This window comes from Achromobacter sp. Marseille-Q4962, assembly GCF_943737005.1.
GTDB lineage: Bacteria > Pseudomonadota > Gammaproteobacteria > Burkholderiales > Burkholderiaceae_B > Achromobacter.
In genome coordinates this window covers 107,131-119,835 of the sequence record NZ_CALSFU010000013.1, presented here as the reverse complement: position 1 = coordinate 119,835, position 12,705 = coordinate 107,131, and the positions used below count along the sequence as shown (strand labels likewise).

General features: G+C 71.1%; 9 protein-coding genes. All 9 read right to left on the bottom strand.

Going from position 1 to position 12,705, the window contains the following annotated elements; genetic code table 11:
- Positions 1-14: 14 nt before the first annotated feature.
- The 9 genes from NGJ44_RS13320 to NGJ44_RS13280 all read right to left on the bottom strand — a co-directional run bounded on the left by NGJ44_RS13320 (position 15) and on the right by NGJ44_RS13280 (position 12,523).
- Positions 15-599, bottom strand: a complete 585-nt coding sequence (locus NGJ44_RS13320) for a chalcone isomerase family protein (RefSeq protein WP_251864214.1) — start codon at positions 597-599, stop codon at positions 15-17.
- Positions 563-1,057 (bottom strand): DUF4442 domain-containing protein, encoded by a 495-nt coding sequence (locus NGJ44_RS13315; RefSeq protein ID WP_502802130.1) that lies wholly within the window; start codon positions 1,055-1,057, stop codon positions 563-565. The genes NGJ44_RS13320 and NGJ44_RS13315 overlap by 37 nt, the downstream gene beginning before the upstream one ends.
- 47 nt (positions 1,058-1,104) lie before the next feature.
- Positions 1,105-2,301, bottom strand: a complete 1,197-nt coding sequence (locus NGJ44_RS13310) for an acetyl-CoA C-acyltransferase (RefSeq protein WP_251864212.1) — start codon at positions 2,299-2,301, stop codon at positions 1,105-1,107.
- A gap of 37 nt (positions 2,302-2,338) precedes the next feature.
- Positions 2,339-4,729 (bottom strand): 3-hydroxyacyl-CoA dehydrogenase/enoyl-CoA hydratase family protein, encoded by a 2,391-nt coding sequence (locus NGJ44_RS13305; RefSeq protein ID WP_251864211.1) that lies wholly within the window; start codon positions 4,727-4,729, stop codon positions 2,339-2,341.
- A gap of 48 nt (positions 4,730-4,777) precedes the next feature.
- Positions 4,778-6,100, bottom strand: a complete 1,323-nt coding sequence (locus NGJ44_RS13300) for an OmpP1/FadL family transporter (RefSeq protein WP_053246192.1) — start codon at positions 6,098-6,100, stop codon at positions 4,778-4,780.
- A 103-nt stretch (positions 6,101-6,203) separates the two neighbouring features.
- The gene (locus tag NGJ44_RS13295; protein ID WP_251864210.1) at positions 6,204-8,171 is read right to left on the bottom strand and encodes a 3-hydroxyacyl-CoA dehydrogenase NAD-binding domain-containing protein; all 1,968 of its coding nucleotides are present in this window, start codon (positions 8,169-8,171) and stop codon (positions 6,204-6,206) included.
- Positions 8,168-9,460 (bottom strand): acetyl-CoA C-acetyltransferase, encoded by a 1,293-nt coding sequence (locus NGJ44_RS13290; RefSeq protein WP_251864209.1) that lies wholly within the window; start codon positions 9,458-9,460, stop codon positions 8,168-8,170. Before NGJ44_RS13290 ends, NGJ44_RS13295 begins: the two co-directional genes overlap by 4 nt.
- 9 nt (positions 9,461-9,469) lie before the next feature.
- Complete coding sequence (locus NGJ44_RS13285; RefSeq protein WP_251864208.1) at positions 9,470-11,812, bottom strand: acyl-CoA dehydrogenase; 2,343 nt, start codon at positions 11,810-11,812, stop codon at positions 9,470-9,472.
- A gap of 39 nt (positions 11,813-11,851) precedes the next feature.
- Entirely contained in the window at positions 11,852-12,523 is a 672-nt protein-coding gene (locus tag NGJ44_RS13280) for a TetR/AcrR family transcriptional regulator (protein WP_053246194.1), read from the bottom strand.
- Positions 12,524-12,705 lie beyond the last annotated feature (182 nt).

The following is a 12,705-nucleotide window of genomic DNA, read 5'->3' as shown; positions in this document are numbered from 1 at the left end:
AGTGTCGGCCGGCCCTAGCCGCCGAGCAGGGCCTTTTTGAGGGAGGACTGGGCGGGCTTGTCGCCCAGCCAGACGCGCAGCAGGGCGCGCGCGAACGCGGGGTCGTCGATGCGGCCCAGCGGCTTGCCGCCATGGGCGGCCTCGACGCCCCGCGCGTCGAAGTCCAGGTCGATCACGTCGCCCTCGCGCAGCGTTCCCAGGGCCGTCAGCAGGCCGGTCAGGCGCCGGGCGGAGGGCTGCATCGCGGCCAGTTCGTTTGCGGCGGTGTTGTCGCGCAGGCCCTCCTGCAGCGCCTCGTCCAGCGTGGCGGCATCGACGTCGCGCAGCAGTTGCAGGCGCAGGCGGCGCGGCGCCGGGCTCTCGATCAGGGCCCGCGCGTCGCGGCCGGGCCGGGCGGCATAGAGGGCCGCCACGTAGACCTTGACGATGAACTTGCTGCGCAGGCCCGCGCCGACCAGCGCCAGGGTCTGGCCCTGCGCCTGCACCTCAGGCGCAACGGCCACGCCCGCGACCTCCGCCGCGGCGCAGGCGGGAGCGGCGAGCGCGGCGGACAGCAGCAGGGTCAGCGCCGCGAGCCTTCGTCCGAAATAGACTGGCATGAGTCTCCTCCTTGGGTCTTGCGCTTGTAATGAGCCTTGTCGGCGATGTAGATGGTGCGTTCGACGACGGCGTACACCACGCCGTCCTTGTCCTTCAGTTCCACCGTGTAGTTGCGGGTGGTTTCGTGATCGCGCGCCAGAATGCGGCGGATTTCTGCGATTTCGCCGGGCTCGATCCGGAAATCGGCATACAGCGTGGTGTAGGCGGGCTTGCGGAAGCGGATGGACGCGGCCTTGTCCCAGACGATGTGATCCGGGCCCAGCGCGGCCATCAGCATGGTCGGGTGCGCGCCGTCGGTCACCGCGAAGAGCGAGCCGCCGTACATCGAGCCCACGATGTTGCGCGTGCGCCGCAGCAGGGGCAGCTTGATCCGCACGTGCAGGAAGTCGGGCGACACGTACTGCACCCGTCCGCCGGTGGCGCGGAACGCCGGATGCAGGTTGAACCCCACCCGCATCAGGCGCGCGCGCCACGCCGGCGGAACGCGCGTGAGCCAGTGCGGTTTCACAGCGCCTCGAACAGTCCGGCGGCGCCCATGCCGGTGCCGATGCACATGGTGACCATGCCGTACTTGCCGCCGGTGCGCCGCAGGCCGTGCACCAGCGTGGCGGTCCGGATCGCGCCCGTGGCGCCCAGCGGGTGGCCCAGGGCGATGGCGCCGCCCAGCGGGTTGATCCTGGCGGGATCCAGGCCGAGTTCGCGGATCACCGCCAGCGATTGCGCGGCGAACGCCTCGTTGAGCTCGATCCAGTCCAGCGCGTCCTGCGCGATGCCCGCGCGCCGCAGCACCTTCGGAATGGCCGCCACGGGGCCGATGCCCATGACCTCGGGCGGCACGCCCGCCACCGCATAGCCCAGGAAGCGCGCCAGCGGCGCGAGCCCGAACTCCTTGACCGCCCGCTCCGAGGCGAGGATGACGGCGGCCGCGCCGTCGGACATCTGCGAGCTGTTGCCCGCCGTGACGCTGCCCCGGGCGGCGAACACGGGCTTGAGTCTGGCCAGGGCCTCGGCCGTGCTGTCCGGCCGCGGGCCTTCGTCCACCTCGACCAGTCGCCGCGTTTCGGCGACGGCGCCGCCGGGCCCGGGCTGGCGGCGCAGCGTTTCATAGGGCGTGATCTCGGCCTTGAAATGCCCCGCGGCGATGGCGGCGCAGGCTTTCTGGTGCGAGGCCAGCGCGAAGGCGTCCTGGTCCTCGCGCGATACGTTCCAGCGCTCGGCGACTTTTTCGCCCGTCAGGCCCATGCCGAACGCCATGCCGAGGTTTTCCTCGTGCTCGAAGATGGCGGGGTTCATGGCGACCTTGTTGCCCATGATCTGCGGCATGGCGCTCATGGATTCGGCGCCCGCGCCGATCATGATGTCGGCCTCGCCCATGCGGATGCGCGCGGCCGCGTCGGCCACCGCCTGCAGCCCGGAGGCGCAAAAGCGGTTCACGGTCACGCCCGCCACGCTTTGCGGCAGGCCGGCCAGCAGCAGGCCGATGCGGGAGACATTCATGCCCTGTTCGGCCTCGGGCATGGCGCAGCCGGTGATCACGTCGTCGATGCGGGCCGCGTCCAGGCCGGGCGCCTGGGCCAGCGCGCCGCGCAGGGCGGCCGCCAGCATGTCGTCCGGCCGGGTGTGGGCATAGGCGCCGTTGCGCTTGCCGACCGACAGGCGCGTGGCGGCGACGATGTAGGCGTCTTGAATCTGCGTGTTCATATCATTCCTCATGCGTCCATGGGGCCGCGGGACGGTGTCAGTTCCGCAGCGGCTTGCCGGTATCCAGGGTGTGGCGGATGCGTGCCTGCGTTTCGGGCGTGCGCAGCAGCGCCATGAACTCGCGGCGCTCCACCGCCAGCAGCCATTCCTCGTCCACCCGCGTGCCGGCGTCGACCTCGCCGCCGCACAGCGCCACGGCGGCGCTGCGGGCCACGCGGTAGTCGTGAGCGCTGATCATGCCGCCTTCGCGCATGTTCACCAGCATCATCTCGAAGTTGGCGATGCCGGCGCGGCCGGCCACCGGCACGCCGGTCAGCGGCGGCGCCGGCGCATGGCCGGCATCGGCGGCGGCGCGGGCCTGCGCGAGCGCCACGTGCAGCAGCTCGTCGGGGTGGAACAGCACGATGTCGTGTTCGCGCGCGAAGCCGGCCTGCACCGCTTCCAGCGCGCTCTTGGCCACTTGCGCCATGGCGATGGTCTGGAACACCGGCTGCAGGTAGGGAAACACCTCGGCCGGCGTGGCCGTGCGGGCCGCCAGCGCGGCGGCGCGGGCGGCGAACTCCTTGCTGCCGCCGCCGGCCGGGATCAGGCCCACGCCGGCCTCCACCAGCCCGATGTAGCTTTCGAGCGCCAGCACGCGGTGCGAGGCGTGCATCAGGAATTCGCAGCCCCCGCCCAGCGCCATGCCCTGCACGGCGGCCACGGTGGGAATCTGCGCGTACTTGAAGGCCAGCGAGGTGCGCTGGAATTTTTCGACCATGGCTTCCAGCATGTCCCACTGGCCGGCGGCGCAGGCCTGCGACACCTGCTCCAGGTTGGCGCCCACGGCGAAGGGCGCCTCGTGCCAGATGACCAGCCCGTCGAAGTCGCGCTCGGCCAGCGCGATGGCGCGCTGGATGCCGTCGAGCACCTCGCCGCCGATGGTGTGCATCTTGGAGGTGAGCGACAGGATGGCGATGCCCGGGTCGGCCTCGGGCAGCCGCCACAGCCGCACGCCCTCGTTCTGCCACAGGGTTTCGCCGCGGGAGTCGGGGGCTTCGCCATAGACCCGCTCGGGGTAGAGCTGGCGGCGGTACACGGGCAGCGCGGAGCGCGGATGCAGCTTGCCGTCGCGCGCCGAGTACGAGCCTTCGGGCGTGTGCACGCCCTGGCGCGACGGGTCGGTCGCCCAGGCGGGCAGCGGCGTGTCGCTCATGGCGCGGCCGGCGGCGATGTCCTCGGCCACGGCCTGGGCAATGGCCTGCCAGCCGGCGGCCTGCCACGTCTCGAAGGGGCCCTGCGACCAGCCGAAGCCCCAGCGCATGGCCAGGTCGAGGTCGCGCGCGTTGCCGGCCACGCTGCCGAGCTGCGCCGCGCAATAGTGGAAGATGTCGCGGAACAGACTCCAGAGGAACCGGGCCTGCGGATGGGCGCTGGCGCGCAGCGCGGCAAACCGCTTGCCGGGGTCGCGCTCCTTGAGCAGGGCGGCCACCTCGTCGGCCAGCTTGCCCGCGCTGGGGCGGTAGTCCTGCGCGGCGAGGTCGAGCACCTGGATCTCGCGGCCCGCCTTGCGGTAGACGCCGGCGCCGCTCTTCTGGCCCAGCGCGCCGCGCGCGATCAGGGCCGACAGCCAGCCGGGCAGGCGGAAATACCGGTGCCACGGGTCGTCGGGCAGGTTCTGCTCCATGGTGCCCACCACGTGGGCCAGGGTGTCCAGCCCCACCACGTCGGCGGTGCGGTACGTGGCGCTCTTGGGCCGGCCGATGCGCGGCCCCGTGAGGGCGTCCACTTCGTCGAAGCCCAGGCCCAGGCGCTCGGTGTGGTGCATGGCCGCCAGGATGGAGAAGACCCCGATGCGGTTGGCGACGAAGTTCGGCGTGTCCAGCGCGCGGATCACGCCCTTGCCCAGGCGCGTCGTGAGCCAGGTTTCGAGATCGTCCAGCACCGGAGGCCGGGTATGCGGGGCGGCGATGATTTCCACCAGCCGCATGTAGCGGGGCGGGTTGAAGAAATGGATGCCGCAGAACCGCTCGCGCAGGCTCTCGGGCAGGGCATGGGCCAGGGCGTCGATGGACAGGCCCGAGGTGTTGGAGGCCACGATGGCGTCCGGGGCCACGTGCGGCGCGATGCGTTCGTACAGCGCGGTTTTCCAGTCCATGCGCTCGGCGATGGCTTCGATGACCAGGTCGCAGCCGCGCAGGCGCTCCAGGTCGTCGTCGTAGTTGGCGGGCGTGATCAGGGCCAGCCGGGCCGCCCCGGCCAGGGGCGCGGGTTCGAGCTTGGCCAGGCCGGCCATGGCCTTCCTGACGGCGCCGTTGCGGTCGCCCTCGGCGGCGGCCAGGTCGTACAGCAGGACCGGCACCCCGGCATTGGCCAGATGGGCGGCGATCTGCGCGCCCATGACGCCCGCGCCGAGTACGGCGACGTGTTTGACGGCGAACTTGCTCACGTTTGTCTCCTGAGAATGCGGGCGGCGCCGGCCGCCGCCCGGGGACGTTTAGAAGCGCGACGACACCTGCAGGCCGAAGATGTGGCCGCTGCTGTCGTAAGTGCCCGCCACGCGGCCCTTGGTTAGTTGGTTGCCCGAAGTGGTGTCGATGTCGGTCTTGCGCAGATAGAGATAGGTATAGCCCACGTCCAGCGTGGTGTTCTTGGTGGCCTGCCACTGCACGCCGGTGGAGAACCAGTAGCGGTCGTTGTCCGGCAGCGAGGTGGGGCGGTCTTCGGCGTGGTGCACCGGGGATTGATCGAAGGCCAGGCCGAATTTCCATTTCCAGGCCGGCGCGAACTTGTAGTTGGCGCCGATGGCCACGCGCCAGGTATCGCGGAAGTTGAGCGGCAGGTCGTCGTCGCGCGCGCCCGTGCCCGAGTTGCGGATCTTCAGGTCGGGAATGCTGCTCCAGCCCGTCCACGAGACGTCGCCCAGCAGTTCCCATTTTTCGTTGAGCTGGTGGGTGGCGCTCAGCACCAGCGTATCGGGCAGCGTGACGCGGGTCTTGGCGTCGAAGGACACCGAGCTGCCGGTCGGGTAGATGCTGGTGATGTCGGTATCGCCCTTGGCCCGGTGGGTGATCTTGGAGCGGTACGACAGGCCGATGCGCGTGTCTTCGGTGGGCTGCAGCATGAAGCCGACGTTCCAGCCCCACGCGTCGCCCTTGAGATTCAGGTCGGCGTCGCCGGTGCTGGCCAGGGGCAGGCCGGGCAGCGGCACCACGGTCTTTTTCTTGTAGTTGGCGTCGATGTGCTGCCAGTTCAGCCCGAAGCCCATGGAGAACTGGTCGTTGACCTTGTAGGCGATGGACGGGTTGACGTTGATGGTCTTGATCTCGAATTTGTTCGAGTGGTATTGGCCCACCCAGTCGTCGTCGTACTCCGTCATGAGGCCGAAAGGCGCGCCCACGCCCAGTCCCAGGTACCACTGTTCGTTGAGCTGCCACGAGGCGTACAGATTGGGCACCACGCCGAGATTGCCGGCGTCTCCGCCCTCGCCGCCGGTGGGGCGCGCGCCGCCCAGCCCCGTGCCCGGCAGCCCCGGCACGCTGGGATTACGGCTGTCGCCGTTGTCGGAAAACTTGAACGATGGCTTGATGAGATTGACCCCGGCGGAAATGTTGAAGCCGGGCAGGTAGGTCATGCCGGCGGGGTTGTAGTAGATGATGCTGGCGTTTTCGGGATTGGCGGCCGAGCCGGCGTAGGCATTGCCCAGGCCGCTGGCGTTCTGCTCCAGGAGCTGGAAGCCCGCCGCGTGCGCTCCCGCGCACGCTCCGAGGCCAGCGATGACGGCCGACAAGGTGCCCAGGGTCAATGTGCATCTGCTCATGGTACTGCCTCCTCGTGTTGGGAACGGAGTGGTTTTCTGGTGTTGCCGGTTTCGGGTTCCGGTCTTGTGGGCTCGTGCCATCCGCAAGGCGTGCATGGGCCGTTTATTCTGGCTGGCGCGCGGCGGCGCCGCGCTGGGCGCCCCGCTCGGCGCGCCGCTGGTAATGCAAGGGGCCGCCCGTGAAGGGCGCGAACCCCGTGCCGAAAATGACGCCCGCGTCGGCCAGGTCGGCATCGGCCACCACGCCTTCGTCCATGCGCCGGCGCGTGGCGTCGATGAGCGGCTGGATCAGGCGCTCGGCCAGGCCCGCCGGCGCGGCCTGGCCCGGCCGCGCGCTCCTGACCGGCTTGCCGTCTTTCCAGCCATAGAAACCCTTGCCCGACTTCCTGCCCAGGTCGCCGCGCGCCAGCCGCTCGGCCAGGCAGCGCGGCGGCCCGGCGCCCCCGGCGAGCTGCGCGCCGGCCGCCTGCGCGATGTCCAGGCCCACCGTGTCGGCCAGCTCCAGCGGCCCCATGGGCATGCCGAAGCGCGTCATGGCCGCGTCCACGGTTTCGGGAGCCAGACCTTCGTCCACGGCGCGCATGGCCTGCAGCAGGTACGGCGCCAGCACTGCGTTGACCAGGAAGCCGGGCGCGCTGCGCACGGGCAGGGCCAGCTTGTCGATCTGCCCCACGAAGGCGCAGGCCCGCGCATGCGCGGGGCCGGGTTCGCCGGCATGCACGACTTCGACCAGCGGCATCTTGGCCACGGGGTTGAAGAAGTGAATGCCGACCAGCCGTTCCGGGCGGGCCAGTCCCTCGCGCAGGGCCTCGAGCGACAGGCTGGACGTGTTGGTGGCCAGCAGCGCGTCGTCTTTCAGGCGCGGCTCCAGCGCGGCGTAGAGCGCGCGCTTGGCCTGCAGGTTCTCGCTGATGGCCTCGATGACGAGATCGGCGCGCGGCACGCCCGCGCCCTGCGGGTCGGGGACGAGGCGGTCGAGCGCGGCCCGGACGGCGCGCGGGTCTTTGAGGCGGCGCGCATACAGGGCGGCGGCGCGCCCGAGGGCGGGCGCGATGCGCGCCATGTCCTGGTCTTGCAGCGTGACCGTCATGCCCTTCAGCGCGCACCACGCGGCGATGTCGCCGCCCATGACGCCCGCGCCCACGACATGCACCCGCCGCACGGGCGACGCGCCGGCGGGCCGGCCGTTGGCTTTCAGGCGCTCCTGCAGGCGGAATACGCGCAGCAGGTTGCGGGCCGTGTCGGAGGCGAGGATGCGCTCGATGAGCGCCGGCGCCTGCAGGGCGTTGCCGTCGTGCTTTTCCCAGAGCTCGACGATGGCGGGGGCGGCGGGGTAATGGCCGCCGGGGTCCTTGGCGGCGATCTGTTTGCGGGCGCGCGCGGCCACGATGGCCTTGAACGGCCGGAGGTTGAGCCAGCCGCCCGGGCCGCGGGCCCGGCGCGGCGGCTTGCCGGAAAGCACGGTCTGGCGCGCGGCCGCCTCCAGCAGGCGCGGCGGCACCCGCGCGTCCGCCAGGCCCAGCGCCGCGGCGCGGCGGGCATCGGCGCCGCGCCCGGTGAGCATCATGTCCAGCGCCGCCGGCGCACCGATCAGGCGTGGCAGGCGCAGCATGCCGCCCCAGCCGGGGAAAATGCCCAGCATGACCTCGGGCAGCGCCAGCGACACGCCGGGCGAGTCGGCCACCAGGCGGTAGCGGCAGGCCAGCGCCAGCTCCAGCCCGCCGCCCAGGCAATGGCCCTCGATCAGGGCCAGGGTGGGATAGCGCACGGCGGCGAGGCGGTTGAAGAGGTTCCAGCCGCGCGCCACCAGGGCGCGGGCCTGTTCGGGCGTGTCGAGCGCGGCGAATTCGTTCACGTCGGCGCCCACGATGAAGCCGCCGGTCTTGCCGGACCGGATGACGAGGCCGCGCGGCGGCGAGGCTTCCAGCGCGTCCAGCGCCTCGGAAAATTCTTCCATGGCGCGGGCCGACAGCGCGTTGACGGCGGCGTCGGCGCGGTCGAAGACGAGCCAGGCCAGGCCGTCGGCGTCGCGCGACAGGCGCCAGTGCGCCCAGGTTTGCGGGGCGTTCATGCGCGTTCCTCCAGGGTTTCGACCAGCATGGCCCCGCCCTGGCCGCCGCCGATGCAGATGGCGGCCATGCCGCGCCGGCCGCCTCGCCGCCGCAGGGCTTCGAGCAGGTGCAGCACGATGCGCGCGCCCGAGGCGCCCACCGGGTGGCCGATGGCGATGGCGCCGCCGTCCACGTTGAGCCGGTCGCGGTCGAGCCGGCCCCAGGCCGGCGTGCCCAGGTGCTCGCGGCAATAGGCTTCGTCGTCCCAGGCGGCCAGGCAGGCCAGCACCTGGGCCGCGAAGGCTTCGTTGATCTCCCAGAGGTCCAGGTCGTTCAGCGCCAGTCCGTGCCGCTGCAGGATGGGCGTGGCGGCGTGCACCGGGCCCAGACCCATGCGCGCCGGATCGAGCCCGGCCCACTGGCTGTCGAGAATGCGGCCCAGCGGCCGCAGGTTCCAGCGCGCCACCGCCTCTTCGGAAGCCAGCGCCAGCATGGCGGCGCCGTCGGTGACCTGCGAGCTGTTGCCCGCCGTGATGTTGCCCCAGGGCTTGTCGAACACGGGCTTGAGCTTGGCGAGCTTCTCGGGGGTGGAGTCTTCGCGTACGCCGTCGTCGTGGTCGTAGAGGCGGCCCTGCGCATCGACGATCGGAACGATCCCGCCATACGCGCCCGCGGCGCGTGCGGCCAGGGCGCGCTGGTGGCTGGCGGCCGCGTAGGCGTCCATCTCGGCCCGCCCGATGCCGAACTGCGTGGCCAGGTTTTCAGCCGTCTGGCCCATGGAAAGCCCCGCCACGGGGTCGGTAAGGCCCTTGAGCAGGCCGATCACGGGCGCCAGATCGCGCAGCCGCAGGGCGCGCAGCGCGGCCAGGCGCGCGCCCAGCCCGCGCGCCGCATACCAGCGTGCGAGCCAGCGCACCATGCCGTCGGAGAACAGCACCGGCGCGCGCGACAGCGCATCCACGCCGCCGGCCAGCACCAGCTGGGACCGTCCCGACTGGATGTTGGCGATGGCCGAGTCCAGCGCCTGCATGCCCGAGGCGCAGTTGCGCATGACCGTCCAGCCCGGCACGCGGTCGCCCGCGCCCAGGCGCAGCGCGATCACCCGGCCGATGTTCACCTCGTCGGGAGACGGGGCGGCGCAGCCCACGATGACCTCGTCCAGGTCGGTGGGCGCGTAGGGCTGGCGCAGCAGCAGCGCGCGCCCGGCCTGCACGGCGAGGTCGGCGGCGGAAAACGGCCCCGGCCCCGTACGCGCTTTCAGGAAGGGCGTGCGGGCACCGTCAACGACATAAACCGGCTTGAACGTCATGCAGCCCCCTCACGCCGCTTTGCGCTCGGCTGCGGCCTTGCCGGCCGCACCCAGGTCGAAGGCAAAATCATCCACTCTCACCACCCGGTCGCGCAAGTCATTGCGGCGTTTCACCAACGCATATTCTTCGTCGGAGAGCGCGCCGGCCGCATAGGCCGCCTCGGCGATGTCGCGCACATTGGCGCGCGGATCGCCCTGCAGGCCGCCGCGTTTCTCGAACTCGCGGATGCGCGCCTCGACGGGCTCGGCCTCCAGCGCAGCCGCCAGCGCCTGTTCCAGCGCGCCCACCGGCTCGTCGGCCGTGGCGGGCAGGTGGCAGCACGCGGTGAGGCGGTCGCGTGCCGGCCCGGGCGCGATCAGCAGGCGCGCGACTTGCTGACCCAGCGCGTCCGAAGGCGGGCGGCAGGCGCGGCCCCGGGGCATGACCAGCAGCCGCAGCGCGCGCGCCATTGCGCGGTTGGGGAAGTTGTCGAGCACTCCCTCGAAAGCGTCTTCGATGCGGTGCAGGGCGTCTTGCAGCGCCCAGTGCGCCAGCGGTTCGTCCGCGGCCTGCCGGCCTTCGTCCTCGAAGCGCTTGAGGGTGGCGCTGGCCAGGTACATCTGCGAAAGAATGTCGCCGAGCCGGGCCGAGAGCCGCTCGCGGCGCTTCAGGCTGCCGCCCAGCGCCAGCATGGAGGCGTCGGCCAGCAGGGCGAAGGCGGACGAATAGCGGCCCAGCTTGCGGTAGTAGCCCTGCATGGCGGGCGCGGCTTCGGCCGGCGCGCGCGCCAGGCGGGCGCCGGTGAGGCCCGCGCCCAGGGCGCGCAGGGCGTTGCGCAGCACGAAGCGCGCATGGCCCCAGAAAGCGAGGTCGAAATCGCGCAGCCCCTGGCGCGCGTCGTCGGCCTGGGCCGCGCGCATCTCCGCGAGCACGTAGGGATGGCAGCGGATCGCGCCCTGGCCGAAGATGATGAGGCTGCGGGTGAGGATGTTGGCGCCTTCCACGGTGATGCCGATGGGAATCTGCTGGTAGGCGCGGCCCAGGAAATTGGACGGCCCGAGGCAGATGCCCTTGCCGCCGATGATGTCCATGCCGTCGTTGACGACCTGGCGCGCACGCTCGGTCACGTGGTACTTGACGATGGCCGACACCACCGAGGGCTTCTCGCCCAGGTCCACCGCGCCGGCCGTCATGGCGCGCGCGGCATCCACGAGATAGGTGTGCCCGCCCATGCGGGCCAGGGCTTCTTCCACGCCCTCGAATTTGCCGACGGGCATGCGGAACTGGCTGCGCACCCGCGCATAGGCGCCCACGGCGCGCGTGGCGAGCTGCGCCATGCCGGTGTTGGAGGAGGGCAGCGAAATGGAGCGGCCCGCGGCCAGGCATTCCATGAGCATGCGCCAGCCCTGGCCCGCCATGGCCGGTCCGCCGATGATGAAGTCCAGCGGCATGAAGACGTCCTTGCCGCGCGTGGGGCCGTTCATGAACATGGCGTTGAGCGGGAAGTGGCGGCGGCCGGTTTCCACGCCGGGGTGGTCGTGCGGCACCAGCGCGCAGGTGATGCCCACGTCGCGCGCGCCGCCCAGCAGGCCCTCCGGGTCGTACAGGCGGAAGGCCAGGCCCAGCAGCGTGCACACGGGGGCGAGGGTGATGTAGCGCTTGTCCCAGGTGACGCGCATGCCGATGACTTCGCGGCCCTGCCATTCGCCCTTGCACACGATGCCGCTGTCGGGAATGGCGGCCGCGTCCGAGCCCGCCCACGGGCTGGTCAGCGCGAAGGCGGGCACCTCTTCGCCGCGCGCCAGGCGCGGCAGGTAGTAGTTCTTCTGCGCTTCGGTGCCGTAGTGCAGCAGCAGCTCGGCCGGGCCCAGCGAATTCGGCACCATGACGGACACGGCCAGCGCCGAAGACCGCGTCGACAGCCGGGTGACGATCTCGGAATGCGCGTAGGCGGAAAAGCCCAGCCCGCCGTAGGACGTGGGGATGATCATGCCGAGGAAACCATTGCGTTTCAGGTAGTCCCACAGCTCGGGCGGCAGGTCGTAGCGCCGGTGGGTGACCTCCCAGTCGTTCAGCATGCGGCATGCCTGCTCGACGTGCGTGTCCAGGAAGCGACGCTCCTGCTCCGTGAGGCGCGGCCGCGGGTAGGACAGCAGGCGGGACCAGTCGGGGCGTCCGCCGAAGAGCTGGCCTTCCCACCATACGGTGCCGGCCTCCAGGGCGTCTCGCTCGGTGTCCGACATTTGCGGCAGCACCTTGCGGTAGAGGCGGAACACGGGCGCGGTCAGCAGGGCGCGGCGCAGCGGGCGCACGCCGAGCAGCACGGCGGCCAGCAGCGCAACGAGGGCCAGCGCGATGAGGACTGCGGTCATGGTTCTTGTCTCCCTGGTTCTTGCGTGGCGGGTCGCGGGTCAGTTGCCGGGCGCCGGCGGCAGGGGCGCCCGCAGCCCGCCCAGCAGGAAGCTCATGAGGCGCGGCAGCAGCAGCGCCGGGTTGTCGGGCTGCTCGGCCTCGTCCACGGTCCAGCCCGTGACGGAGCGCAGCAGGTCGGTGCCGAAGATGGCGTAGGACGTGGCGCCCAGCATGAACTGGAAGCGCCACATGATCTCGGCGCGGGGCACGTCCGGCAGCGCGGCGAACAAGGCATTACGGTAGCGGTCGAGCACGTCGGCGTACTCCTCCGCGAACAATGCCCTTATGAAATCGGACGGGTCCGTCATGGTGCGCTCCAGCAGCGGCAGGAAAGTGCTGCCGGCCTGGTTGGGGTCGGCCGCCAGGCGCAGCAGCGTGCCGAAAAACGCGTCCACGATCTGCGAGGGTTTGAGCGGCTTGCCTCCCGCCTGGGCCTCCAGTTCGTCGAGCAGGCGCAGCCGCTCGCGGTTGACGATGGCCAGCCGGCGCTTGAGCACCGCCTGCACCAGCGATTCCTTGGACCCGAAGTGGTAATTGATCGACGCCAGGTTCACGCCGGCCGCCGTGGTGATCTGCCGCATCGACGTGCCGTCGTGTCCCTGCTGGGCGAACAGGGCTTCGGCGGTGTCCAGGATCGACTCGCGCGTGCCCGAGGTCTTGGATTCTTGCATTTGGTTGAATTCAAACGTTTGTTTTATTGAGTATGCGCCCGAACGAATCGGAATGCGAACCCCCGGCAATCCCCAATAGGGTTTACCCCCGATGGATCTCGGCCGCTTCGGCGAGCCGGCGCGCGGCGCGCGTCGGGTTTTCGGACGAGGCGAATCAGGCGTTCGGGGGAGCGTTGTCCTAG

Bases quoted from the DNA above. Each gene is read 5' to 3' on its own strand.
- NGJ44_RS13285 (WP_251864208.1), bottom strand. From the start codon at position 11,812: ATGACCGCAGTCCTCATCGCGCTGGCCCTCGTTGCGCTGCTGGCCGCC.
- NGJ44_RS13310 (WP_251864212.1), bottom strand. From the start codon at position 2,301: ATGAACACGCAGATTCAAGACGCCTACATCGTCGCCGCCACGCGCCTG.
- NGJ44_RS13280 (WP_053246194.1), bottom strand. From the start codon at position 12,523: ATGCAAGAATCCAAGACCTCGGGCACGCGCGAGTCGATCCTGGACACC.
- NGJ44_RS13295 (WP_251864210.1), bottom strand. From the start codon at position 8,171: ATGAACGCCCCGCAAACCTGGGCGCACTGGCGCCTGTCGCGCGACGCC.
- NGJ44_RS13300 (WP_053246192.1), bottom strand. From the start codon at position 6,100: ATGAGCAGATGCACATTGACCCTGGGCACCTTGTCGGCCGTCATCGCT.
- NGJ44_RS13315 (WP_502802130.1), bottom strand. From the start codon at position 1,057: ATGCGGGTGGGGTTCAACCTGCATCCGGCGTTCCGCGCCACCGGCGGA.
- NGJ44_RS13290 (WP_251864209.1), bottom strand. From the start codon at position 9,460: ATGACGTTCAAGCCGGTTTATGTCGTTGACGGTGCCCGCACGCCCTTC.
- NGJ44_RS13320 (WP_251864214.1), bottom strand. From the start codon at position 599: ATGCCAGTCTATTTCGGACGAAGGCTCGCGGCGCTGACCCTGCTGCTG.